Annotated in this window: 25 protein-coding genes; 9 read left to right on the top strand and 16 right to left on the bottom strand. The window is 58.5% G+C overall.

The genetic code is table 11. The annotated features are described in order from the left end of the window. The 4 genes from QRD42_RS10230 to QRD42_RS10215 form a co-directional block, all read right to left on the bottom strand. Nucleotides 1–885: Dyp-type peroxidase (locus tag QRD42_RS10230; protein ID WP_321987038.1), on the bottom strand; the 885-nt coding region annotated here is incomplete at its 3' end. A gap of 92 nt (nucleotides 886–977) precedes the next feature. Next, nucleotides 978–1,553 carry an RpoE-regulated lipoprotein gene (locus tag QRD42_RS10225; protein WP_318363314.1) on the bottom strand — a complete coding sequence of 192 codons (576 nt, stop codon included), beginning with the start codon at nucleotides 1,551–1,553 and terminating at the stop codon, nucleotides 978–980. Nucleotides 1,554–1,617: 64 nt separating this feature from the next. Further along, nucleotides 1,618–2,064 carry a DUF2919 domain-containing protein gene (locus QRD42_RS10220; RefSeq protein WP_072567658.1) on the bottom strand — a complete coding sequence of 149 codons (447 nt, stop codon included), beginning with the start codon at nucleotides 2,062–2,064 and terminating at the stop codon, nucleotides 1,618–1,620. Then, a complete protein-coding gene (locus tag QRD42_RS10215) occupies nucleotides 2,051–2,476 on the bottom strand; it encodes a GNAT family acetyltransferase (RefSeq protein ID WP_072567657.1) in 426 nt (141 codons plus the stop codon). Before QRD42_RS10215 ends, QRD42_RS10220 begins: the two co-directional genes overlap by 14 nt. Nucleotides 2,477–2,687: 211 nt before the next feature. Between QRD42_RS10215 and amiA the strand changes: the two genes are divergently transcribed. Together amiA and hemF are read left to right on the top strand one after the other, a co-directional pair. Next, complete coding sequence (amiA, locus tag QRD42_RS10210) at nucleotides 2,688–3,560, top strand: N-acetylmuramoyl-L-alanine amidase AmiA (protein ID WP_321987037.1); 873 nt, start codon at nucleotides 2,688–2,690, stop codon at nucleotides 3,558–3,560. Next, complete coding sequence (gene hemF, locus QRD42_RS10205; RefSeq protein ID WP_321987036.1) at nucleotides 3,560–4,462, top strand: oxygen-dependent coproporphyrinogen oxidase; 903 nt, start codon at nucleotides 3,560–3,562, stop codon at nucleotides 4,460–4,462. Before amiA ends, hemF begins: the two co-directional genes overlap by 1 nt. A gap of 21 nt (nucleotides 4,463–4,483) precedes the next feature. Here hemF and QRD42_RS10200 read toward each other — a convergent pair whose 3' ends face one another. Both QRD42_RS10200 and QRD42_RS10195 read right to left on the bottom strand, forming a co-directional pair. Continuing rightward, complete coding sequence (locus QRD42_RS10200; RefSeq protein ID WP_321987034.1) at nucleotides 4,484–4,825, bottom strand: RamA family antibiotic efflux transcriptional regulator; 342 nt, start codon at nucleotides 4,823–4,825, stop codon at nucleotides 4,484–4,486. A 41-nt stretch (nucleotides 4,826–4,866) separates the two neighbouring features. Continuing rightward, nucleotides 4,867–5,967 carry an MBL fold metallo-hydrolase gene (locus QRD42_RS10195; RefSeq protein ID WP_321987033.1) on the bottom strand — a complete coding sequence of 367 codons (1,101 nt, stop codon included), beginning with the start codon at nucleotides 5,965–5,967 and terminating at the stop codon, nucleotides 4,867–4,869. A gap of 192 nt (nucleotides 5,968–6,159) precedes the next feature. On the opposite strand from QRD42_RS10195, the gene QRD42_RS10190 reads away from it, so the two are divergent. Both QRD42_RS10190 and QRD42_RS10185 read left to right on the top strand, forming a co-directional pair. Further along, nucleotides 6,160–6,741 (top strand): TetR/AcrR family transcriptional regulator, encoded by a 582-nt coding sequence (locus tag QRD42_RS10190; protein WP_321987032.1) that lies wholly within the window; start codon nucleotides 6,160–6,162, stop codon nucleotides 6,739–6,741. Beyond that, nucleotides 6,741–7,109, top strand: coding sequence for an MmcQ/YjbR family DNA-binding protein (locus QRD42_RS10185; protein ID WP_321987031.1), 369 nt, complete (start codon nucleotides 6,741–6,743; stop codon nucleotides 7,107–7,109). The genes QRD42_RS10190 and QRD42_RS10185 overlap by 1 nt, the downstream gene beginning before the upstream one ends. A 12-nt stretch (nucleotides 7,110–7,121) precedes the next feature. Here the strand turns inward: QRD42_RS10185 and QRD42_RS10180 are convergent, their stop codons facing one another. Then, nucleotides 7,122–7,991, bottom strand: a complete 870-nt coding sequence (locus QRD42_RS10180) for a helix-turn-helix transcriptional regulator (RefSeq protein WP_321987030.1) — start codon at nucleotides 7,989–7,991, stop codon at nucleotides 7,122–7,124. Nucleotides 7,992–8,099: 108 nt separating this feature from the next. Between QRD42_RS10180 and QRD42_RS10175 the strand changes: the two genes are divergently transcribed. Beyond that, the gene (locus QRD42_RS10175; RefSeq protein WP_321987029.1) at nucleotides 8,100–9,524 is read left to right on the top strand and encodes an MFS transporter; all 1,425 of its coding nucleotides are present in this window, start codon (nucleotides 8,100–8,102) and stop codon (nucleotides 9,522–9,524) included. Between the two features lie 2 nt (nucleotides 9,525–9,526). Here QRD42_RS10175 and QRD42_RS10170 read toward each other — a convergent pair whose 3' ends face one another. From QRD42_RS10170 to QRD42_RS10135, 8 genes are all read right to left on the bottom strand, one after another. Next, entirely contained in the window at nucleotides 9,527–10,390 is an 864-nt protein-coding gene (locus QRD42_RS10170; RefSeq protein WP_321987028.1) for a DMT family transporter, read from the bottom strand. 21 nt (nucleotides 10,391–10,411) lie between these two features. Continuing rightward, entirely contained in the window at nucleotides 10,412–11,392 is a 981-nt protein-coding gene (locus QRD42_RS10165) for a LacI family DNA-binding transcriptional regulator (protein WP_321987026.1), read from the bottom strand. An 82-nt stretch (nucleotides 11,393–11,474) separates the two neighbouring features. Further along, complete coding sequence (locus tag QRD42_RS10160; RefSeq protein ID WP_321987025.1) at nucleotides 11,475–12,626, bottom strand: Gfo/Idh/MocA family protein; 1,152 nt, start codon at nucleotides 12,624–12,626, stop codon at nucleotides 11,475–11,477. Further along, entirely contained in the window at nucleotides 12,623–13,687 is a 1,065-nt protein-coding gene (locus QRD42_RS10155) for a sugar phosphate isomerase/epimerase family protein (RefSeq protein WP_321987024.1), read from the bottom strand. The genes QRD42_RS10160 and QRD42_RS10155 overlap by 4 nt, the downstream gene beginning before the upstream one ends. Nucleotides 13,688–13,702: 15 nt before the next feature. Continuing rightward, nucleotides 13,703–14,944, bottom strand: coding sequence for an MFS transporter (locus QRD42_RS10150; RefSeq protein WP_072567645.1), 1,242 nt, complete (start codon nucleotides 14,942–14,944; stop codon nucleotides 13,703–13,705). Between the two features lie 159 nt (nucleotides 14,945–15,103). After that, nucleotides 15,104–16,474 (bottom strand): phenylalanine transporter, encoded by a 1,371-nt coding sequence (gene pheP, locus QRD42_RS10145; protein WP_321987023.1) that lies wholly within the window; start codon nucleotides 16,472–16,474, stop codon nucleotides 15,104–15,106. Between the two features lie 107 nt (nucleotides 16,475–16,581). Next, the gene (locus QRD42_RS10140; protein WP_321987022.1) at nucleotides 16,582–18,774 is read right to left on the bottom strand and encodes a TonB-dependent receptor; all 2,193 of its coding nucleotides are present in this window, start codon (nucleotides 18,772–18,774) and stop codon (nucleotides 16,582–16,584) included. A gap of 45 nt (nucleotides 18,775–18,819) precedes the next feature. Next, a complete protein-coding gene (locus tag QRD42_RS10135) occupies nucleotides 18,820–19,911 on the bottom strand; it encodes a YncE family protein (protein ID WP_321987021.1) in 1,092 nt (363 codons plus the stop codon). A gap of 418 nt (nucleotides 19,912–20,329) precedes the next feature. Between QRD42_RS10135 and QRD42_RS10130 the strand changes: the two genes are divergently transcribed. Genes QRD42_RS10130 through QRD42_RS10115 form a run of 4 tightly spaced genes read left to right on the top strand, consistent with a single transcriptional unit; the run spans nucleotide 20,330 to nucleotide 23,307 of the window. Continuing rightward, nucleotides 20,330–21,538, top strand: coding sequence for a SpoIIE family protein phosphatase (locus tag QRD42_RS10130; protein ID WP_321987020.1), 1,209 nt, complete (start codon nucleotides 20,330–20,332; stop codon nucleotides 21,536–21,538). An 8-nt stretch (nucleotides 21,539–21,546) separates the two neighbouring features. Next, on the top strand, nucleotides 21,547–22,128 hold the full coding sequence (locus QRD42_RS10125) for a SiaB family protein kinase (RefSeq protein WP_234007179.1): 582 nt from the start codon (nucleotides 21,547–21,549) through the stop codon (nucleotides 22,126–22,128). Then, on the top strand, nucleotides 22,121–22,537 hold the full coding sequence (locus tag QRD42_RS10120) for a DUF1987 domain-containing protein (RefSeq protein ID WP_321987019.1): 417 nt from the start codon (nucleotides 22,121–22,123) through the stop codon (nucleotides 22,535–22,537). The genes QRD42_RS10125 and QRD42_RS10120 overlap by 8 nt, the downstream gene beginning before the upstream one ends. Then, nucleotides 22,531–23,307 carry a GGDEF domain-containing protein gene (locus QRD42_RS10115; protein WP_318363298.1) on the top strand — a complete coding sequence of 259 codons (777 nt, stop codon included), beginning with the start codon at nucleotides 22,531–22,533 and terminating at the stop codon, nucleotides 23,305–23,307. The genes QRD42_RS10120 and QRD42_RS10115 overlap by 7 nt, the downstream gene beginning before the upstream one ends. On the opposite strand, the gene QRD42_RS10110 is transcribed toward QRD42_RS10115, so the two are convergent. Further along, nucleotides 23,304–23,495 (bottom strand): hypothetical protein, encoded by a 192-nt coding sequence (locus tag QRD42_RS10110; RefSeq protein WP_072567637.1) that lies wholly within the window; start codon nucleotides 23,493–23,495, stop codon nucleotides 23,304–23,306. The two genes, QRD42_RS10115 and QRD42_RS10110, sit on opposite strands and share 4 nt — an antisense overlap. Between the last annotated feature and the right edge of the window lie 35 nt (nucleotides 23,496–23,530).

Here is a 23,530-nt window from a genome sequence, read left to right as displayed (position 1 = left end):
CCGCGACAGCGACGGCGCAAAGTAGTAGCCGCCGGTGACCGGACGGGTGAAGCGCAGCATGGCGTCGCGCTTGCCATCGGTGTCGCCAAACATGCTCAGCAACTGCTGTTCGATGTTATACAGGCGGGCGCAATAGGCGCAGAAGTAAAGACCGTGGGTGCCGCTGGCTTTACCGTAAGGCAGGCTCTGACGGACGATTTTCAGCCCCTTGCCGTTTTCTTTCAGATCGACGCGGGAAAGATGCGAGGTGACCGGGCGCGCATCGCCGTCGATCTCTTCATTGGCGACTTTTGTACGGCCAATCATCATCTCCTGATCCGGCACGCTCATGCGATTGAGCTGTTTCAGGTTATGCTCCCAGCGCTGCACAAATACATAGCTGCCGCCCGCGTCCACGCCGTCTTTGATCACCGCCACCTCAGTGCGCGTTTCCACGCCCGCCGGGTTTTCGGTGCCGTCGACAAACCCGCTCAGATCGCGATCTTCCACCCAGCGGAAACCGTGCACTTCTTCTTTCACCTCCAGCGCATCGCCGAAGGCTTCCAGCGCCGCCTGGGCGACGGAGAAGTTAATATCATGACGCAGGGATAAAATGTGGATCAGCACGTCGTACTGGGTCGCGGGGGCCAGCCCTTTACCGTAAGGCACGAAATCTTTCAGTTCGGCTGCGCCCACGCCGCCGCTCAGCTCGCGCCAGACGTTATGCCCGAAGGCCACCACCGCGCCGAGGGCGGCGTCCGGGTACGCCGCCTGAAAGGTGGCCAGTTTATCGGCAAAAATTTTACTGCCTGCGCGCAGGGCGTTGATGTCGCCCCTGACGTTCGCTTCCATCCATATTGCCGCACGGCAATGTTCCGGCAAAATGCCGCTCTGTACCTGAGACATCGATCGCTCCTGAAAAAAAGATGCCACGCGACCGTGGCATTGATGGGCGTATTGTACCCGTTTTTTCTCAGGGACAGATGATCCGCCGCAAATTAGCGACGCCAGATAATTTTCGTCAGCGTCCAGTTTTTCAGGGCGTCATCGGCAGGCATCAGGTTTTCCGGGCCGCTCCAGTTTCCGCTGAACAGATAACTGATGTGCTGGCTCTCTTTCGCCCGGCATTCTACGGCGTTGCTGTCGTCGCCGGTGGCTTTTTCACAGTTGCCATAGGCTTTGTCATAGAGATCGCCAAAAGGCGTGCCGATGGCGGTACCGCTGGCGGTTTCAATATCTTTGTCCAGCACGTCGATACGGCTGACCGTCCCCTGCTCGCCCTGGATCACCATCGCCAGTTCGTCGCCTTTCAGCGCTTCGAAATAACGCACAATGGCGCCGTTTTCGGTTTTCATGCCGCTGCGCAGGCGATAATCTCCGCCCAGCGCCGCGTTGATGGCCTCTTCGTTGAGCGCCGTGCTGCCCGTCAGATCGCCGACGCCCTCTTTGGTGACTTCCAGTGACGAGCCGAACCAGTTCCACGGATTCGCCGCCGACCAGTTAACGTTGCTGAGCGTGGAGCAGCCGGTAAGCAGCAGTGGCGTAGCGCATAACAGTAAACGCAGCGATTTCATGATGACTTCCTTTTTATTTCAGTTAACGCCAGTTGGAGTACCAGAACGGCAAAAAGTGCCGTGATTACGCCTCCGGCGTGAAGCAGGCGCGCAGACGGCGGTCGGTGAGCAACCACCAGAGGGCAAAACTGTCGATCGCAAGCAGGGTTAATCCCGTGCCGGTGATGTCCTCGCCCGTCAGCCACAGCAGCGGTTGCCAGACCAGCAGCGCCAGTTGCGCCAGGATCAACAGGCCACGCAACAGCGGCCACAAGCGCGGATAGTGCTGACGACGCCCGCTGAACAAAAACGTCAGCACTGCCGGAAGACCCGGTAACAGCCCCCACCAGAACAGATCGTGGTCCGGATAAAACAGGCTCAGCAGCGCGCTGCCCTGCTCGCGCGATGCCCCCGCCATGACAAACAGCACCCAGGTGCGCGCCTGTAATAACAGCACGCACCAGAGCATCAGGGGCAGGCGTAAGCGTCCGTGCTGGTCAAAATCGGCGGGTAAAAACTCAATATTCTTCATCTTCAATCAGGCGCTTGCCCAGATTGAGCACGTCGGCGTGCTCGTAGCCCAGACGTTCATACATGCCGAGCACCACGTCGTTATCTTCACGCACCATGATCTGGATTTTCGGGCAGCCGCGGGCAATCAGCTTTTTCTCAAGACGATTGAGCAGCGCATTGGCGATGCCGCGCCCGCGATATTCCGGATGCACGCCAAGATAGTAGGCCGAACCGCGATGCCCGTCGTAGCCACCCATTACGGTACCCACCACTTCCCCGTTCACTTCCGCCACCAGAAACAGGCTGACGTCATGATTTACCTTACGTTCGATATCCATTTCCGGATCGTTCCACGGGCGCAGGAGTTCACAACGCTCCCACAGGGTAATGACTTCTTCGAAATCGGCCTGGCGAAATACGCGTATCTCCATGGTTTGACCTACTCTTTTCAGGCTAAAACGTTGATTATGGCGTGAAGTGCCGGGGAAACCAATATCCGGCGAAGTCAGCGCGAAAAAATGGCATAATAGGACTCTGTCACGTATTGAAATGAAAAGTAAAACAATTCTTAACAACGAGTGTCGTAACGGATAACACGATACGATATAACACCACGGACCCCTTTTTTACAGTTCAGGCCGTATGAACACATTCAAACCCTTAAAAACACTCACCTCGCGTCGCCAGGTGCTCAAAGCCGGTCTGGCCGTTCTTACGCTGTCCGGCATGTCAAAAGCCCTCGCCAAAGAAGAAGCGTCGCTGAAGGTTGCCAACAGTCATAGCCAGCCGAAGGCGAAAAAAAGCGGCGCACGCCGTGTCGTGGTACTGGATCCCGGTCATGGCGGTATTGATACCGGTGCGATTGGCGGTAACGGCTCGAAAGAGAAACATGTGGTGCTGGCGATCGCCAAAAACGTGCGTTCCATTCTGCGCAGTAAAGGCATCGATGCCCGTCTGACGCGCACCGGGGACACTTTTATCCCGCTCTACGATCGTGTGGAGATTGCCCATAAGCACGGCGCGGATCTGTTTATGTCGATCCATGCGGACGGTTTTACCAATCCCAGCGCCGCGGGTGCGTCGGTGTTTGCCCTCTCCAACCGGGGGGCCAGTAGCGCGATGGCGAAATACCTGTCGGAGCGCGAGAACGCCGTTGACGAGCTGGCCGGTAAAAAAGCCACCGATAAAGATCACCTTTTGCAGCAGGTGCTATTCGACCTGGTGCAGACCGACACCATCAAAAACAGCCTGACGCTGGGCTCGCATATTCTGAAGCAGATTAAACCGGTGCACCGTCTGCACAGTAAGCACACGGAACAGGCGGCGTTTGTGGTGCTGAAATCGCCCTCCGTGCCCTCGGTGCTGGTGGAGACGTCATTCATCACCAATCCGGCGGAAGAAAAATTGCTCGGCACCGCCGCCTTCCGTGAGAAGATCGCCAGCGCCATTGCGTCAGGCGTCATCAGTTACTTCAACTGGTTCGATAACCAGAAAGCGCATTCGAGAAAACGTTAATGACCACACCTGACGCTAACCTGGTAAAAGCCTTCCTGCTGCAATTACAGGACGAGATCTGTCAGCAGCTTTCCGCCGTCGACGGCGCAGACTTTCTGGAAGATAACTGGCAGCGCGAAGCCGGTGGCGGCGGGCGTACCCGCGTGTTACGCAACGGCGGCGTGTTTGAGCAGGCGGGCGTGAATTTTTCCCACGTTTATGGTGCGGCTATGCCCGCCTCGGCCACCGCCCACCGCCCGGAGCTGGCCGGACGCTCTTTTGAGGCGATGGGCGTCTCGCTGGTGGTGCATCCACATAACCCGTATGTGCCCACCAGCCATGCCAACGTGCGCTTTTTCATTGCCGAAAAGCCCGGCGCCGATCCGGTATGGTGGTTTGGCGGCGGTTTTGATCTGACGCCGTTTTACGGTTTTGCAGAAGACGCCGTGCACTGGCACCGTACCGCCCGGGATCTCTGCCTGCCGTTTGGCGAAGACGTCTACCCGCGCTACAAAAAATGGTGCGACGACTATTTTTTCTTAAAACACCGCAACGAGCAGCGCGGCATCGGCGGGCTGTTCTTTGACGATCTGAATACCCCGGACTTTGCGCAGTGCTTTGCTTTTATGCAGGCGGTGGGCGAAGGTTATACCCGCGCCTATCTGCCGATTGTCGAAAAACGCAAATCGCTGCCGTTCGGCGAGCGCGAGCGCGCTTTTCAGTTGTACCGTCGCGGGCGTTATGTGGAATTTAATCTGGTGTGGGATCGCGGAACGCTGTTTGGCCTGCAAACCGGCGGGCGCACCGAATCGATCCTGATGTCGCTGCCGCCGCAGGTGGCGTGGGAATATAACTATCAGCCGGAAACCGGTAGCCCGGAAGCGGCACTGAGTGAATTTATTCAGGTCAGGGACTGGGTCTAAGCCCAGCCCCTGCTCTGGATCTTAATGCGCGACGCCGTGATTCTCGCGGCGATAGGCTCCCGGCGGCTGATGGAAAGTGCGGGTAAAAATTCGCGTAAAGGTCTGCTGTGAATCAAAGCCATATTTCAGGCAAATATCGTAAACCTTCTGATCGGTGTCGCGCAGATCCCGCGCGGCCAGCCGCAGTTTACGTTCCCGAATATAACGCCCCAGACTTTCACCCTTGTAATGCATAAACAGGCGTTGCAGGTGCCACTTTGAGTAACCTGCGTGGCGGGCGATGTCATCAATCCGCAAAGGCTGATGCAGATTGTCGTCGATCCACTCGACGATAGTGTCGATAACCTGAGCGGAAATAGTCATTTTTCTCCCCCTCTGCTCTTCGAAAGTTATATCAGGATGGATTACCGCCACCAGGCGCTGAACTGCTGTAGCGCGTCGGCGGCATGTACAGGTTCGCCCAGGCGCGGCGTAAGCAACCGGTAATCCCGGTTCTCACTGGCCGCGGCCAGACGTTTGTACGGGTCGTCCCAGGTGTGTTTTGCCAGCACAAAGCGTCCGGCGTGACCGGGTAAAACGGCGCGGGCATGCAGATCAACGGCAGCCTGCGCGGTTTCTTCCGGCATCATATGAATGTATTTCCAGTCTTCGTCGTACTGACCGTTCTCAAGGATCGCCAGATCGACGCTGCCGAACTGCTCGCCTATCGCCCTGAAATGCGGGCCGTAGCCGGTGTCGCCGCTGTAGTAAACCTTGCGCGCCGGGGTTTCCAGCATAAAGCTGGCCCACAGCGTCTGATTGCGCTTCAGGCCGCGCCCGGAGAAATGCCGCGCCGGGAGCACGTGCACGCGTAAATCGTCGCTGATGTGCACCGCCTGGTTCCAGTCAGCTTCCGTGATGATCGCCGGATCCATACCCCAGTAGCGCAGGTGCGACCCCACGCCAAGCGGCGTCACCACCCGCTTCACTTTCGGCAGCAGCGCGGTGATGGTGGCGTGATCGAGGTGATCGTAATGGTCATGGGAGATGATCAGCAGATCGATGTCCGGCATCGTCTCTGCCCGCCACGGATACTCCCCGGCAAAGGCTTTATTGATAAAGGAAAACGGCGCGGCGTAATTGCTGAACACCGGGTCGATGAGAATACGTTTGCCCGCCAGCTGCATGTACCAGGATGAGTGCCCCAGCCAGACGACGGTGTCTTCCTGCAACGGCAGGCTCGCCAGATCGGTGTTCACCATCGGCAGCGGCTGCGCCGGACGGGCGTTCTCGCGTTTGGTAACCAGAAACTCCCACCACGCCGCCAGCATATTTTTCTTACCGGTAAAACCCGGCGTGGGCAGCGCGTTATGAAACTGACCGTCACGATAGTGCGGCGATTTTTCCACTTCAGTAAGCTGTGCGCCCTGCGGCGGCTGGCCGAAGCCCGCATTCAGGACAAAAGGTAAACTGGCCGTTGCTGCGACTAACATGACAATAACCACGCTGAAAAGGAGTCGTTTCATATCCTGGCTCAAAAAAAATCGCTCCTGTCCGCTGGAACGATAAGTGCAAACTTGATTATGAGTGAGTAAGCACTCATTATAGAAAGGCATCGAAAGTCGTCAAGTCGATTTTCGATCTTTGACACAGAGCGTTGCGACATCGCGTCTGGCATGATTCAATCAGCGTTTTTGCCCAATGTGAGGAAATCTGTAGTGGCTCGTCCGAAAAGTGAAGATAAGAAGCAGGCCCTGCTGGATGCAGCGACAGAAGCTATTGCGCAATCCGGCATCACGGCGTCCACCGCGCTCATTGCCCGTAAAGCGGGCGTGGCGGAAGGCACCCTGTTTCGCTACTTCGCCACGAAAGACGACCTCTTAAACGCCCTCTATGTGCATCTGAAAAGCGATCTCTGCCAGGCAATGCTGGCGGATCTCGACCGTTCGGAGAGCGATCCAAAGCGTTTTACCCGCCATATCTGGAATCGCTATATCGACTGGGGCATTTGTAATCTCAACGGCCATGGGGCGATCCGCCAGCTCGCCGTCAGCGAAAAGATCACCCCCGAAACGCTGCAAATCGTGGAAGACATGTTCCCGGAACTGCGTCAGCTGTGTCGCCGTTCATTGTTGCCGGTATTTATGACGGAAGAATTTCGCGCCTTCGGCGATGCGCTGTTTTTATCGCTGGCGGAAACCACCATGGAGTTCGCCAGCCGCCAGCCCGCGCGCGCAGTGGATATTAAAGCCCACGGCTTTGAAGCGATGTGGCGCGCCCTGTCCATTGAGGACGAATAATGGACAGCAAAACACTTCAGGCCTGCGCGCATCGCGTGGCGCTGGAACTCCCCTTTACCGAGCACTGCTGGCCCTTTGGTCCTGACATCGACGTCTTTAAGGTCAACGGTAAGATTTTCATGATGACCGCCACCGCCCGCGGGCGTCCGCTGGTCAGCGTGAAAGCCGATCCGCAAAAATCGCTGCTCAACCGGCAGATCTACCCGAGCATTGAGCCGGGCTGGCATCTGAATAAAAAACACTGGATCTCAGTCTACGCGGGCGAGGATATCAGCGAAGGACTGGTGGAAGATCTGGTCCTCGACGCCTGGCATCTGGTGGTGGACCGCCTGCCGAAAAAAGCGCGTCAGCGTATTCGCCCGGAATAATACTGCCGCTGCTTAGCCGCGCGCCAGAAATGCCAGCGCCTGCTCTCCCGCCGCATCGACCGGCAGATAAACCAGCAGCCGCGAGCCGTTACGCGGCGCGGAATACCAGTACATCTGCTGCAAGGTGAATTCCCCCAGTTGCGGATGGCTGAAGGTTTTTATTTTATTTTCTACGCCAGACACCTCATAGCGTTTATGCCACAGCGCCTCGAATTCCGGCGAGACGGCAAAAAAGCGCGCCAGTTTATTCTCCCAGAACGGCTCGCCCCGGTGTTCCGCCATCGCCGCGCGGAAATAGGCCACAAAGGTCTGCAACACGGTATCACTCACTCCCAGGCGGCTGCGCCAGACGGGATTGGTGAGATACAGATAGATACAGTTGCGCTCATCATCGGGGATCTGCGCGAAATCAACGCCCATCAGACGGCTAAAGCTGTCGTTCCACGCCACGATGTCAAAGCTCGGGCGCTGGATGCTGGCGGGCTGCGGATTGAGACTGTCGAGCAGTCGGCGCGTGCCGTCGCTGATCAGTTCGCAGCCGGACAACGGCGGGATTTCACCAGGCGTTAAGCCAGCCAGCACAAACAGATGCCGGGTTTCGGTGGGGGAACATTGCAGCGCAGTGGCAATGGCCTGCATTACCGTTGCCGAGGGATTCACCTCCCGCCCCTGCTCAAGCCAGGTGTACCAGGTGACGCCGACATCGGCGAGCATCGCCACCTCTTCGCGTCGCAGGCCTGGCGTGCGCCGCCGCCCGCTGCGCGGCAGTCCCAGACGCTGCGGATCAAGGCTTTCCCGCCGCGCACGTAAGAACGCGCCAAGCTGTTTGCGGTTCTCATCCTGAATGGTCAGCGTCGCCGCCCGGTCAACCAGCATCGTCATAATCATCCCCAGCGTGGTAGTACCAGTACCAGTATAAGCAAGAACTGGTACCCGTTTAATGATTCCGCGATGCTACGTCCATCTGATGAATGACGCAATGGAGTTACCATGCATACCTCTGCTGTTTCGCCGGGTCGGGCGGCGCTGATCGTCCTGCTGACCGGACAAATGTTACCGCTGATCGACACCTCAATTACCAATGTGGCCCTTGATTCCATTACCGGCTCGCTGCATACCAGCGCCACCCAGCTGGAGCTGATCGTCGCCCTGTACGGCGTGGCCTTTGCGGTCTGTCTGGCGATGGGCAGTAAGCTCGGCGACAACCTTGGTCGTCGCCGGGTATTTATGTGGGGCGTGGCGGCTTTTGGCCTCGCCTCGCTGCTGTGCGGCATGGCGAACTCGGTTGGCGCGCTGCTGGCTGCCCGCACGTTGCAGGGCATGGGCGCGGCGCTGATCGTGCCGCAAATTCTCGCTACCCTGCACGTTACGCTGTCGGGCAGCGCGCGGGCGAAAGCCATCAGCCTGTACGGCGGCATTGGCGGCATCGCCTTTATCATCGGGCAGATGGGCGGCGGCTGGCTGGTGTCGGCGGATATCGCCGGGCTGGGCTGGCGGAATGCCTTTTTCATTAACGTGCCGATCTGTCTGCTGGTACTGGCGATGACGCCTCGTTACGTGCCGGAAACCCGCAGCGATGCGCCGTCACGTATCGACTGGCGCGGCACGCTGCTGCTGGCGCTGATCCTCTGCTGTCTGCTGTTCCCGCTGGCCCTCGGCCCGGAACTGCACTGGCCGTGGCCGACAACGGCGGCGCTGCTGGCGGTGATCCCGCTGGCGCTGTGGATGCGCAGCGATGCCGCGCGCCAGCAACAGCGTGGCCTGCAACCGTTGCTGCCGCCACGCCTGCTGAAGCTCGCCAGCATCCGTTTCGGTATTCTTATCGCCCTGCTGTTTTTCAGCGCCTGGTCCGGCTTTATGTTCTGTATGGCGCTGACGATGCAGGCGGGTATGGGCATGGCGCCGTGGCAGTCGGGAAACAGTTTTATCGCCCTCGGCGTCGCCTATTTTGTTTCCGCCTGCTATGCCCCCAGACTGATTGCCCGCCACGCCACCAGCACCATTTTGCTGACCGGCATCGCCATTCAGGTGCTCGGCCTGCTGGCGCTGATCGCCACGCTGACCGCCTCCGGCCGGGTGGTGGGCGCGCTGGCGCTGGCCCCGTCCACGGCGCTGATTGGCTACGGACAGGCGTTAATTGTGAACAGCTTTTATCGTATCGGGATGCGGGATATCGCCGCCCGTGATGCCGGAGCGGGCAGCGCCATTCTCAGCACGCTGCAACAGGCGACGCTCGGCCTTGGCCCGGCGGTGTTAGGGGGTCTGTTCCTGCATCTGCTGGCGCGCAGCCAGGGAAATTATTCGTCGGCGCTGAGCGGCTTTCTCGCCGTGGAAGTGGTGATGATGCTGGCGCTGGCGACGGCAGCGGTCTGCGGTCGTCAGCACCTGATGCCGGTCTGCACCGACAAACAGTAACCCTACGCAGGCAGCCGTTTTACCATCCGCCAGCGGAACCAGATTTGCGCCACCAGGATCAGCACGCCGCCGATGATCTTCTGCAGCGGCAGCCGTTCGCCGTACCACACCGAGGCGGCGATCACCGTCAGCAGCGGCTCCAGCACCATAATGATGGCGGCGCTGGCGACGGCGGCGTGTTTTTGCCCCTGCAATTGCAGGCCAAAGCGCAGCGCAGTGGCGATGAAAATACTGGCGATCAGCCAGCCAAAGGTGCTGAGGCTGATGCCCTGCGTCCAGGGCTCAAACAGCGCGGAGATCAACAGCGCGCTCAGGCCGGTGATGGCCAGCTGCGCGGTGGTGAGCGGGATCAGCGGCACGTCGCGGGCGACGCGACTGGTGTAGCAAAAAGAGATCGACTGCACAAAGGCGGTGAGTAAAAACCAGCCCTGGCTGGCGTGAAAGGTGATGGGCACGTGCAGGCTTAACAGCGCCAGCCCGATAATCGCCAGCGGCAGGCACTCCCAGTAGGCCCGCGCCGGGCGCACGCCCATCATACCCCAGGCCACCAGCGGCACGAACAGCATGGAGAGGCTCATAATAAACGCCCCCTCCCCCAGCGATGGCGTCACCGACACTGACCAGATCCACAGGCACAGGTTGAGCGCCATCCATAAACCGCTGATGATCACCGGCTTCAGCTGGGTACGGGCAATGCGCTGGCCGCGGCAGAACGGCAGCAGTACCAGCGCGCCGCCGCAAAAACGCAGCGCAAGGAAAGCGAATACCGGCATCCCGGCAATGGCTTCACGGGAGAAGATCCAGCCGCAGGCGGCGATCATGGTGGTCAGGACGAGAAAAAGATCAGCTTGTCGTTGCCGGTTCACCGGTAACACTCCCTTAAAAAACTACGCGCTGAGGCGAGAAATATAGTGCCAGTCCATCATCACCCGCTGGGCGGGCGCGTCCGGGTTATCAATTTTATTCAGCAGTAACCCGACCGCGGTGCGGCCAATGTCCTGAGAAGGCTGCTCAACGGTGCTGAGCGGCGGCGAAACCATCTCCGCCAGCGCCGTGCCGTCAAAGCCGACGACCGCGATATCTTCCGGCGTTTTCAGCCCGGCGTTAGCAATTGCCAGCATCGCCCCTGCCGCCAGGGTGTCCGATACCGCAAAGACCGCGTCCGGGCGCACGTCGCCCTGCAACAGTTTTTCCATCGCCGCAACGCCCGCGCGAAAGCTCAGTTCGCTGGCATATTCCACGGCGTTATAGTCCAGCCTGGCCTGATGCAGTCCGGTTTTATAGCCGCGCTCGCGCAGCCGGGCATATTTATAGCTGAGATCGTGGTTGATCAGCGCAATGCGCTGGCGTCCACCGGCCACCAGTTTCCCGATCACGTGCTGGGCGGCGTCAACGTCGTTAATGCCGACGCAGGAGACGTTGCCGGAATCGGCGTATTCGGCGCACTGCACCCAGGGGGCCTGGCCAATCATGGCGGTCAGTTCCGGCAATTTGCTGAAGGCGTCCATGGTGATTATGCCGTCAACGATTTTGCCGGAGAGCAATTTCAGCGCCGAGGTGGAACGCGCCACGTCAGAGCCGGAATTACACAGCAGAATGCGGTAGCCGTTTTTTTCGGCTTCTCCTTCAATGCCCTTCACCACTTCCGCGCAAAAGGGGTTGGCGATATTGGAAACCAGCACGAGGATCATATAGCTGCGCGCGGTGCGCAGCTGACGGGCCAGCAGGTTGGGCTGATAATTGCTTTCCTGAATAGCCGCCAGCACCCGTTCGCGGTTTTTCGCTTTCACGGAGTCGCTGTTGTTGAGCACGCGCGACACCGTGGCGACGGAAACGCCCGCCAGCCGGGCGATTTTCTGAATTGACATAACGAGGACACATCCTGCGGTTGACGCAATGCAATGTTTGCAGGCTATCACAAAATTGCTGCCCGGCGAACCGGGCTGTGGTTCAGGATGCCACGCGGATCCAGCGCTGCTGCTGGTGGCTTTTTATAATCGCATCAATGATAAACATCACGTTCGCGCCGTCTTCAAAAGTAGCGAACGCGGCCGTCCCGGCGTCAGGCATTTTTCCGGCGCGCACCGCCTGGTAAAAGTGCAGCATCATATTTTTAAAGGCGTCCGGCCAGCCTTCGATATGTCCGCCGGGAAAGTGGGCGCTGGCGGCGGCGTCCCGCGCCATCAGGCCCGGATCGTCGGTGAGGATCTGATTAGGCTGGTTACGATGACCTATCCACAACTGCTGCGGCACTTCCTGATCCCAGGCCAGCGAGCAGGCGCTGCCGTTCAGCTCAAAGCTGAGGCGATTTTTGCGTCCGGCGCTGACCTGCGAGACGCTGAAACAACCTTTGCTGCCGTCGTCAAAACGCAGCAGCACCGCGCCGCCATCTTCGGTGGTCACCGGTTGATCCTCATACTGCGCGGCCTCATCCCCCTGGCTGAAGGTCGCCCCGCCGTCGGTGCGCGCTTTACGCGTTGGCCAGACGATCGCCAGATCTGCCATTACCTCGGTGATGCGCCGCCCGGTGACAAACTGCACCGTGTCGCACCAGTGGGAACCAATATCCGCCACCGCGCGGGAGAGGCCGCCCTTCGCCGCGTCCACCCGCCAGTTATAGTCGGTTTCCAGCAGCATCCAGTCCTGCAAATAGCTGCCGTACACCGAGAACAGCCGCCCCGTCTGCCCGTGGCGCTGCATACTCGCCGCCTGCTGCACCATCGCAAACTGGCGGTAAACGAAGCTGACGCCATGCACCACGCCCGCCGCCTGCGCCAGCGCCACCAGTTCGCGGGCTTCTTCCGGCGTCATGCAGAGCGGTTTTTCGGAAAAGACATGCTTCCCGGCGCGCAGGATCTGCCGGTTAATGTCCGCATGCAGATGATTGGGCGTGCAGTTGTGCACCACGTCCAGCCCCGGATGCGCCAGAAAATCCGCCACCGTGCCGTAGGCATGCGGCACGTTCAGCGCCGCCGCTTTCTCCTGCGCCGCCGCCAGCGAGCTGTCGCACAGCGCCACCACCTCAACGAAGCCCGGACGGCGCAGGGCTTCGATATGCGCCGGGCCGATAAAACCGCTGCCGATGATACCGACCCTGATCATGAGGCGTCTCCCAGTCCCAGCATCCTGCGCACGCTGGCGCGATCCGACGCGCTGGCGGCGAAATCATCAAAGGCGCGATCCGCCACCGGAATGATATGACGGCGGATAAACTCGCTGCCTTCCCGCGCACCCGCGTCGCCTGTTTTCAGGCAGCACTCCCACTCCAGTACCGCCCAGCCGTCGTAGCCGTACTGCGTCAGCTTGCTGAAAATCGCCCCGAAGTCGATCTGCCCGTCGCCCGGCGAGCGAAAGCGTCCGGCGCGGTCGATCCACGGTTGATAGCCGCCGTAGACGCCGCTGCGCCCGTTGCTGCGGAACTCCGCATCCTTAACGTGAAAGGCTTTAATACGCGCATGATAGCGATCGATAAACGCCAGATAATCGATGTGCTGTAGCAGCAGATGGCTCGGATCGAACAGCATATTGCAGCGCGGGTGATGATCCACTAACTCAAGAAAGCGCTCAAAGGTCGCGCCGTCGTGCAGATCTTCCCCCGGATGGATCTCAAAGCAGACGTTAACCCCGTGGCGATCAAAAACATCGAAGATCGGACGCCAGCGGGCGGCCAGTTCATGAAAGGCTTCCTCCAGCAGTTGCGCGTTGTGCGGCGGCCAGGGATAGAAATAGGGCCAGGCCAGCGCGCCGGAAAAGGTGGCGTGCGCCGTTAAACCAAGCCGCTGTGACGCCCGCGCCGCCTGCTCAAGCTTCTCCACTGCCCACGCCTGACGCGCCGCGGGGTTGCCGCGCACCTCCGGCGGGGCGAAACCGTCAAAGGCCGCATCGTACGCGGGATGCACAGCGATCAGCTGTCCTTCCAGATGGGTAGAGAGTTCGCTGATGACCAGCCCGTGGCCCGCCAGCCTTGCGATAATATCGTCACAGTAGGCCTGGCTTTCCGCCGCCTGCGCGACGTCAAAAATCGCCGGATGGTGGCAGGGAATTTGCAGCGCTTTATAACCGCGCTCCGCCGCCCAGGCCGCGAGGCCGTCCAGCGTGTTAAATGGCGCGTCGCTGCCAATAAACTGCGACAGGAAAATACCCGGTCCTTTAATGGTTTTCATAACCTCTCCCACAACTTAAGCCTGTTCTTTATCGTCGTATTTAAATGACAACATGAAAATCAGCGCGATCACCGCGGCGGCGACCGCCGGGATCCACCAGAACGTTACCCATGCCTGCGGCACGCTTTGCCCGGCCACCAGACGGTTATAGAGTGCGCCGGAAATCTGCGAGCCGAGCAGCATGCCGATACCATAAGTGAACATCACGATCATGCTTTGCGCCTGGCCTTTCACCTTTTCCCCCGCCACGCGATCGGTATAGATAAAGCCGACCACGAAGAAGAAGTCATAGCAGATGCCGTGCAGCAGGATGCCGAGATAGAGCAGGAAGCGCCCCTCTTCGCTGACGCCCAGCGCAAAAAAGGCGTAGCGCACGAACCAGGCGAACATGCCGATCAGCAGCATGTATTTCACTCCCAGGCGGCGGAACAGCAGCGGGATCACCAGCATGAAGAAAATCTCGGACATCTGCCCGAAGGACATGGCGGTGCTGACGTCCGCGACACCGGCGTCGGCAAGATAAGACGCGGTATAGGCATAATAGGTGCCCAGCGGCACGGAAATGAGCATCGCGCACAGCGAAAAGACAAAGAAGTGGCGGGTTTTGAGCAGTGCAAAGGCATCGGCGCAGAACAGATCGCGCACCTTCACCGGCAGCCCTTTGGCAGGCGCGGGCGTGTGCGGCAGCGTCAGACTGTAAATCGCCAGCGCCACCGAGCAGATGGCCGCCACCATAAAGATGCTGGTGCTGGAGGCGATACCGGTGACGCCGATAAAGATCCCCGCCACAATCCAGCCGATGGTGCCGAACACGCGCACCACCGGGAAGGTTTTATCGATGTTGCGCAGGCTGTGAAAGGCAATGTTGTTGGTTAACGCCAGCGTCGGCATGTAGCACAGGGTATAGCCAAACAGCAGGCCAATCAGCAGCGCGCCGTTTTCCGCCACCAGCGCCTGCGGCACAAACCAGAGAATGACCGCCCCTGCGAGGTGCATCACCGCCATTACTTTTTGCGAAGCGAAAAAGCGATCCACCAGCATGCCGAGCACAAAGGGCGAGAGAATGGAGGCGATGGGACCGGCGGAAAAAGCATCGCCAATCAGCAGCGACATATTGTGCTGCGTCATCACCAGACCGAGGGTCACTGACCAGCTTCCCCAGATAAAAAACTGTAAAAACATCATCAGCGACAGCCGCGGTACGAGTAACCGGTGCTGCGCCAGATTGCTTCCGCTACTTTCGGTTGTTGACACCATTTTATTGCCTCACCTGAAAAAAGTAATCGATTACAAATTGTCTTCAGCTAAAAAGTAATCGATTACAAAATAAGGTGCATGGTGATCGTATGGGATCCGCGAGGCGGATCACGATAAATAATCAGGGACTCCCCTCACCGTGGGATGAGGGGAAAAGGATCACGCTTTAGCGCGGCGCATTACCTTAAAGGCGACAAACAGGAAGAGGATCCACACCGGCAGCAGAATGGCAGACGTACGCATACTTTCCATGGTGCACATCAGGCCGAGGATCATCAGCAGGAAGGCGATGCACAGGTAGTTGCTCGCCGGGTAAAACAGCGCTTTGAACTGGGTATCACGTCCCTTGCGGCGCATGGCGGCGCGGAACTTGAGGTGCGCGAGGCAGATCATCAGCCAGTTGAGCAGCAGGGTGGCAACCACCAGCGCCATCAGCAGACTAAAGGCTTCCTGCGGCAGCAGATAGTTCACCAGGATCACCAGCGAGGTGATGGCCGCTGACAGGAACAGGGAGTTCACCGGCACGCCGCGTTTGTTGACGCGGGTTAAAAACGCCGGGGCGTTGCCCTGCACCGACAGGCCGAACAGCATACGGCTGTTGGAGTAAACGCCGCTGTTAAACACCGACAGCGAGGCCACCAGAATGATGAAGTTCAGCGCCGAGGCGACGATATTGCTGTTCATATCGTGGAAAATCATCACAAAGGGGCTGCTGTTGGCTTTCACATCCACCCACGGATAGAGCGCTAACAGCACCACCAGCGAGCCGATATAAAACAGCAGAATGCGGTACACCACCTGGTTCACCGCTTTCGGGATGGTGGTTTCCGGGGAGCTGGCTTCCGCCGCCGTAATGCCAATCAGCTCCAGCCCGCCAAAGGAGAACATGATCACCGCCAGCGACAGGATCAGCCCGTGCCAGCCGGTGGCCAGAAAGCCGCCGTGCTGCCACAGGTTGTCGATACCGGCACGCTCGCCGCCGCTGCCGGAGAACAGTAGCCACAGGCCAAAGCCGATCATGGCAATAATCGCCAGCACTTTGATCAGCGCAAACCAGAACTCCATCTCACCGTACAGGCGCACGTTCACCAGATTGACGGCGTTAATGAGAATAAAGAAGGTCGCCGCCCATACCCAGGTCGGGACGTCCGGCAGCCAGTACTGCATATAAATGCCCGCGGCGGTGAGTTCCGCCATGCCCACCAGCACGAACATGACCCAGTAGTTCCAGCCGGAGAGGAAGCCGGCGAACGGGCCCCAGTATTTATAGGCGAAATGGGAAAAAGATCCGGATACCGGCTCTTCGACCACCATTTCACCCAGCTGGCGCATGATCAAAAAAGCGATGATCCCGGCCAGCGCGTAGCCGAGCAGTACCGCCGGGCCCGCCATCTGGATCGCCGGACCGATGCCGAGAAACAGTCCGGTACCAATAGCGCCGCCGAGGGCGATAAGCTGAATATGTCGGTTTTTTAAGCCCCGTTGCAGCGTCGGCCCGGTTTCCGGCGCGACTTGTGACGCGTTTTTCACGTCTTTCCCCTGTGTGTCTTTTATTTGAAGGGGCACGTTTTAACATTTAGCGCCGGAGGTAGCAATTATGATGGGCGTCCCTGCCCGTCATAACGAGGTGCGGGGGATCAGAAATCGTAGCTCATGGAGACTTTCAGCGTGCGTCCTTCGCCCTGGAAAATATAGGTGCCGAGATCTTCCACGCCGGACCAGTATTTCTCGTTGGTGACGTTATCCACGCCCACGCGCCAGAACATCTCGTTCTGCGCCTCGTTAAGCCGCATCCGGTAGCGCATGCCGAGATCCAGGGTGGTGTAACTGTCGAGCTTTTTCGTGTTGGCGGCGTCGGCATACTGTGAACCGGTGTGGTTGACGCGCGCGGTGGCGGTCAGGCCGTCAACCGGTTTGATGTCATACTCCGCGCCCACCACCATGAAGAAGTTCGGTACGCCGATGGCGTCTTTGCCGTCGTTGATGCCGTCTTTGGTGCGGGTCATTTCCGGATCGATCCAGGTGGTACTGCCGTTCAGACGCAGGCCAAGTACCGGCTCGCCGAAGACGTTCAGCTCCACGCCACGGTTACGCTGCTCGCCGTCCAGCCCGTAACGTTTTGTGGCGCTGTCCAGAATGGCGGAGGGCTTTTTGATTTCAAACAGCGCCAGCGTCCCGCCGACACGCCCATAGTCGACCTTTACGCCCACTTCGTTTTGCTTCGCGTGAATGATACCGACGGATTCAAAGGCGTTGGCGGCGTCTTTCGGCGCGTTGCTGCCTGGCTGTAAAGATTCAGTATGGTTAGCGTAGAGCGATACCTGTTTCCACGGCTTATACACCACGCCATAGGTTGGCATCCAGCGGCTTTCGGTATAGCGCGCGGTCAGGGTTTCCGCGCCGGTGGCGTTGCTGTAGTTACGCACCACCACTTTCTGATGACGGGCGGCGACGGTCAGTTGCAGGCGGTCATCCAGCACGCCCAACGTATCGCTGAACAGCCAGCCCTGGGTGCGGTTGCGGCTGGTGGTCAGCGGATCGAAATAGTTACCGCCCACGGAGTTATAACCCGGACGCGGTACGCTGTCGGTATCATAGATATTGATCAGCGGACGGTTCGCTTCGGCGGTGGATCGCCAGGCGGTGTTGTCTTTTTTGGTCAGCGCCGAATAACCGGCATTCACCTTGTGGGACACCACGCCGGTATCAAACTGCCCGCGCAGACCCGCCATGCCGCTGAAAGAGTCGGAAATACGGTTGGTATCCAGACGGCCGATCCAGGCATCGCCCTGCTTATTGATGATTTCCGGCGAGCTGTACAGCCCGGTTTCATGGGCATGCTGGCCGCCGAACGCCGTGTACGCCGTCCAGGCATCCGTCACATCAAACTCGGCGCGCGCCATGCCGAATTCGTTTTCGATATCGCTGTAGCCCCACTGCTGGCTGTAGTTGTGCGTGGGATCCGGCAGATCGGGAATGAAATCGACCTTGCTGATTTTGATGCCAACGTTGCTGCCGTGGAAGGTTTTCTTCTGGTAGCCCACGTCCAGCGAGGTGCGCAGACGCTCGCCGCGATAATCCAGCCCGATGGCGGCCAGCGTGGTGCGACGGTGATCGTCATCCACTGCCCCCTCGCCTTCCCTGTGCAGCAGATTAACCCGCGCCCCGAACTGGTTGTCATCGCCAAAACGACGCCCCAGATCCAGCGAGCCGCCGATCTGCGCCTGGCTGGCGTAATCCACGCCAACGCGTGTGACAGGCGTGTCTTCCGCGTGCTTAGGTTCAAGGTTGATCATGCCGCCCACGCCGCTGGCCGCCGCGCCGTTCAGCAGACCATTCGCACCTTTGAAGATCTCCACACGTTCCAGCATCTGCGTATCCACCACCTGACGCGGCACGATGCCCGGCAGACCGCCCATGGTCATGTCGTCGCCATCGAGCTTAAAGCCGCGAATGCGGTAGGTTTCCGCGAAGTTGCCGTAGCCCTGCACCGCCTGCACGCCCGCGTCGTTGCTGACCACATCGGCGATGGTTTTCGCCTGCTGATCCTGCACCGCTTTCGCGGTGTAACCGATGACGTTGAACGGCACGTCCATTGCGTTTTGCTCGCCGAGCATCCCCAGACGCCCGCCGTGCGCCACCTGTCCATCCAGGTACGCGGGAACCAGCTGGTCGCCGCCAGCGGTAAAATCACTGCCCGCCGCCTGGACCACTATCGTATCTTCCGTCGCCGCCGGGGGCTGGGTTTCCGCCGTCGCGGTATGGGTTACGGCACCGATCGCCAGCGCCAGCAACGTCTTATGCAAAGGAGCAGTACTGTTCATTGTCATCTTTTATGAGAAAGGGATAAAAGGCCCGTCGCCGGGCCGGTTCGGTTATTTATTCAGGTCAATACGGACCACGCTGTCCGGGCCTTTGGTGGAGTGATCTTTATTAAACGCCTGCTTGACGGTGACAAACAGCGTCTGGCCGTCAGCGGAAAGCAGCAGGCTGTTCGGGTGTGGCGGCAGATCCCAGGATTTTTTCACCGCGTAGGTAGCGGCGTCGAGGCTCAGCACTTTGCCGGAATCACGCTGGGAAATATAAAGCTCGTTGCGTTTGGCATTGAATTTCACTGCCAGGGAATCGCCGACCGGCAGTTGTTTGATCACCGTGCCGGTGTTGATGTCCAGCACCAGCGTGGTTTTCGCCTTCGAGTTATCGGTGACGAACAGGCGGCCGGTGGCGCTGTCTTCTGCGATATTCAGCAGCAGCGCCTCTTTTACGCCGAGCGGCTTCCAGCGTTTTTCGACGCGGTTGTTACGCGGGTTGATCACCAGGATCTCGCCGCCGCCGTTCGCGGCATAGATGCGCCCGGTTTTTTCCGAGTAATGCAGGCCGGTCATCCATTTGCCGGTGTTTTTGATGCGCGTTTTCAGCTTCATGGTTTTCGCATCCACGACCCAGATCAGCGCCGGATCGGCGACCGCGCCGATATACAGCAGGCCGTTGTGCAGCAACACCTGACGCGCGCCGTACGGGAAGCCTTCCGGATTACGTTCCGGGAACAGGGCGCGGTCGATGACTTTACCGTCGGCGGTATTGATGGCGCTGATCCCCGCGTCCAGCGAGTTGGTGACGTACAGGGTTTTGCCGTCTGCCGACATATCCACGCCGAAGTTTTTAAGATCGGTATGGGTGACGCCGAGGGTTTTCAGCGTTTTCGGATCAAGTTTGTAGACCATCCCGCCCTGCACATTTTTGAAGCCTTCTGCGCTGGCGACATAGAGCGCATCGCCCGCCGGGCTTAACGCCAGTTCGTACACGCCTTCCGCCAGCACGCGTTTTACCACACTGCTGTCAGCCTGGGCGGTGGTCTGGGTTTTCGGCGCATCAGCCGCTTTTTTTGTGTCGGAGCTGTGCGGCGCGCTGCACCCGCTCAGGGCAACCGCAACCAGCAGAGCCAGTGCAGACGTTTTCATTTTCATGTGGAAAATCCTTTGCCTTCAATGCGAATAGTCAGGGAGGTAGCGCTCATGCGCCATAACAATAAAGAGAATGAGAACTATACGCATTATGTTTCTGCAAGCAAGATCATTTGCCACAATCCTTAACGAATTGTCAGCAGCGGTAACAGGCGGCAAAACCTCCGGAAAAAATCCGCAATAAAGAAGGGGTTGATAGTTCAGATGATAAGGATTATCTTTCTCATTACTGAATAGTTGAGCAAAACACTCAGGTATTCAGCACGACATTGCTCACATTGCTTCCAGTATTATGTTGCCCGCCTTGTGCGGGCTTTTTTTTGCGCAAGCGCCCCACCGCTGCCCTGCCACTGAAATAAAACCGTCATACATGCCCTGTAGGATTCAGATAATTCTTATCTCAGGGAACACGCGGATTTTCATGGATATTCCTCTTTCCTCCCGACAGCTTAACGCAGGAATGTTGCGTATTGACGTTCCACATGTCACCCCCGATTCCACCAATCTGCGGGTGATGGCGCTGTTTACCGAACATAAATCTTTGATTGGCCTGCCGGTGCTGGAAAATAATCGCCCGGTCGGCATGATCAATCGCCATATTTTTCTCTCGCAGATGAGCCGCCCGTTCTTTCATGAGCTTTACGATCAAAAAAGCTGTATTGCGTTTATGGATAAGACGCCGCTGATCGTCGAGGCCAGCGCCGGGCTGGAGTTTCTGGCAGGCCAGGTGGTGGAAACCGGCGATAAAGCGGTGACGGAAGGCTTTATCCTGACGGAAGACGGTCAGTACATCGGCATCGGGCTGGGCATCGACCTCATCAAAACCGTGTCGGATTTACAGGCCAAACAGCATTTTCAGATTATGCAGAGCATTGAATATGCGCGGGTGATCCAGGAGTCGATGCTTTCCCGTTCACGGCAGAGCATTGAGGAAACCCTTAACGACTGGTGCCTGTTCTGGCAGCCGCGCGACTGCGTGGGCGGCGATATTTATGCGTTCCGTCGTGATGAACAGGGCTGGCTGGCGGTGATCGCCGACTGTACCGGCCACGGCGTTCCCGGCGCTTTTATGACCTTTATCTTCGCCTCGGCGCTGGAAAAAGCGCAGACCCTGGCCGCGCCGCATGAGCCGGAGCGCCTGCTTGCCATCATCAACCGCTATATCAAACAGACGCTCAGCCAGCTGCACCCCAGCGCCGATCTCAGCCAGTCCAACGACGGCTGTGATGCCATCGCCCTGTATGTCGATAACCAGAATGCGCAGATGATATGGGCGAACGCGCAAATGCACGCCTTTGTGCTGGGGGCGCAGGCGGAGGAAGTCAGCGTGCTGGAGGCGGATCGTAAAGGCCTGGGCTACAGCGATACGCCGTCCGATCACCAGTGGCGTCGCTATCAGCGTCCGCTTGTGAAGGGCGATCAGGTGCTGATCGTCACCGACGGGCTGACCGATCAGATCGGCGGCGAGCGGGGCATTATGCTCGGCAAAAAACGCATTCAGTCGGTTCTGCTGCAGGAAAGACACCTGCCGATGCAGGATCTCTCCCGCGCGCTGGGCTCGGCGTTGCAGACATGGCAGGGACAGGAGTTGTCCCGGGACGACATTACATGGTTTGGTTTTCGCTGGTGAGTGATGAGATGAAATTTAATGACCTCCAGGCCAAAGAGGCGGTGCTGCTGCCGCTGATTAGTCTGCAACGGCAAAGCGCCGTCGAACTGTTTTACACCGGCTATTTTTCCCAGGCGCACATTGTGTCGATGGGCGATGTGGTGCGGGCGTGGCTGGATAAACATGAAGCCTCGCTGCCGCTACGCCGCCGTCTGTTTTCAGTATTTATCGAGATGGGCCAGAACATCGTGCGTTACTCCTGCGATGAACGCTACCTTGGCTGCGGGGCTGACGAGCGGCGTTTTGGTTCGCTGTGCTTTCACACCGATGCCGGTAACTATTATCTGGAGACCGCCAATCTGGTCGGGCATGAAGCCTCTTCCTTACTGCAAAACAATCTCGACGTGCTGCGCACCATGACGCAGGCCGAAATTAAACAGGCCTGGAAAGAAGGCTTACGCAGTGAAGCGCCTGCCAGCAGCAAGGGCGCAAATATTGGATTGTTGACCATGGCGCGGGAGACCAGCGAACCGCTGGAATATCGCATCCATCCTTTAGCGGCCAGCACGTTGTCCGCTTTTCATCTTAAGGCCACTTTCGCCCATGACTGATATGACACTGACGCCTGCTATCGTGCTGGCCGCCACCCCTGCCACCCCGGAAGTGAATTTCGATTTCGCGGCCCGCCGTCTGGTGCTGAAAGGCGAATCCTGGCCGGAAAACGCCGCGGCCTTTTTCCGCCCGCTATTGCTGGCGGTGGAAACCTGGCTGGGAGAACAACCGGCCAATACCCCGCCTTTGCAACTGCATGTGGCGCTCAGCTATTTCAACAGCTCCAGCACCAAACTGCTGTTTGAGTTTTTCGAACTGCTGAACGGTTTCGCCCTGCGGGGAACAGCCTGCGAACTGCACTGGTATTACGACGCAGACGATGACATCTCGGAAGAGTTTGGGCAGGAAGTGAGCATGGATTTCCCGGCAATCGCCGTCTTTTTAAAAGCGGACCTGAGCGCATGCTAGATATTAACGAGCTTTTTCAGGAAGAGTATAACGTCCTGGAAGACGCCCGGATCGCCGCCGCCAATGCGCAGCTGCCTGCGGAGGTCTGCCGCGAAAAGCTGTGGACCATCGCGAAGCATTATCAGCGTTTGATCCGTGAATCTTACCGCCTCATCTCCCGCAGCGATCGCGCCGAGCGGGAGTTAACCCGCATCAACGAGGAGCTGCAAAAGCTGGCGGCCAGGCTGGAATATGAAGCGACGCACGATCCGCTCACCGCGGTATACAACCGCAGCGCCATTATTAATCAGATCGATAAATCTCTGCTGACCGGCGACGTGGCGCTGATCCTGCTGGATATCGATCATTTCAAGCGCATTAACGATGAGTACGGCCATCCGACCGGGGATCGGGTGATCTGCTCGCTGGTGTCACGGGTGCGGCGTGCGCTACCGGATCACGCCGCAATCGGGCGGGTCGGCGGGGAAGAATTCACGATCCTGCTGCCCCGCGCGCGCATTGAAGAGGCGATGCTGATCGCCGGTTATCTGCATGCATCACTGAACGCTTCGCCGCTGGAATGTCTGCCGGATCGGTACGTGACCGCCAGCTTTGGCGTCAGTTTAGGGGTGCGTAATAGCGATTTTGAAACCCTCTATTCGGCAGCGGATACGGCGCTGTATGACGCAAAAAGGCGTGGCCGTAACCAGGTGGCGCTGCATGAGGATTTTTTTCGTCCGGGCATAAAAAAGCCTCACATCGCTGCAAGGCTCTCTTCGGGTCGGGATTAACGCGCCCCGACCAGGCGTTTGTCTGCATGAACGTCCGGCGTATAAACCACCGTTCTGGCCATCATCGCTGATTTACAAAATATACATTTTGCGCCATACGGGTTGCTTTCGGTCATGTCAAAAGGTGATGTCCTGTACTGCGAACCGTGGCAACGCGGACAGGTGAAGTGCATAGAAGTTGTTGTCATTGAGTATTTTAACCTTTTCTGTGGGCCTTTTGGCC

Origin of the sequence: Enterobacter sp. PGRG2, assembly GCF_030291195.1 — a bacterium.
Classification (GTDB): Bacteria; Pseudomonadota; Gammaproteobacteria; order Enterobacterales; family Enterobacteriaceae; genus Enterobacter_D.
This window is presented reverse-complemented; position numbering and strand designations above follow the sequence as displayed.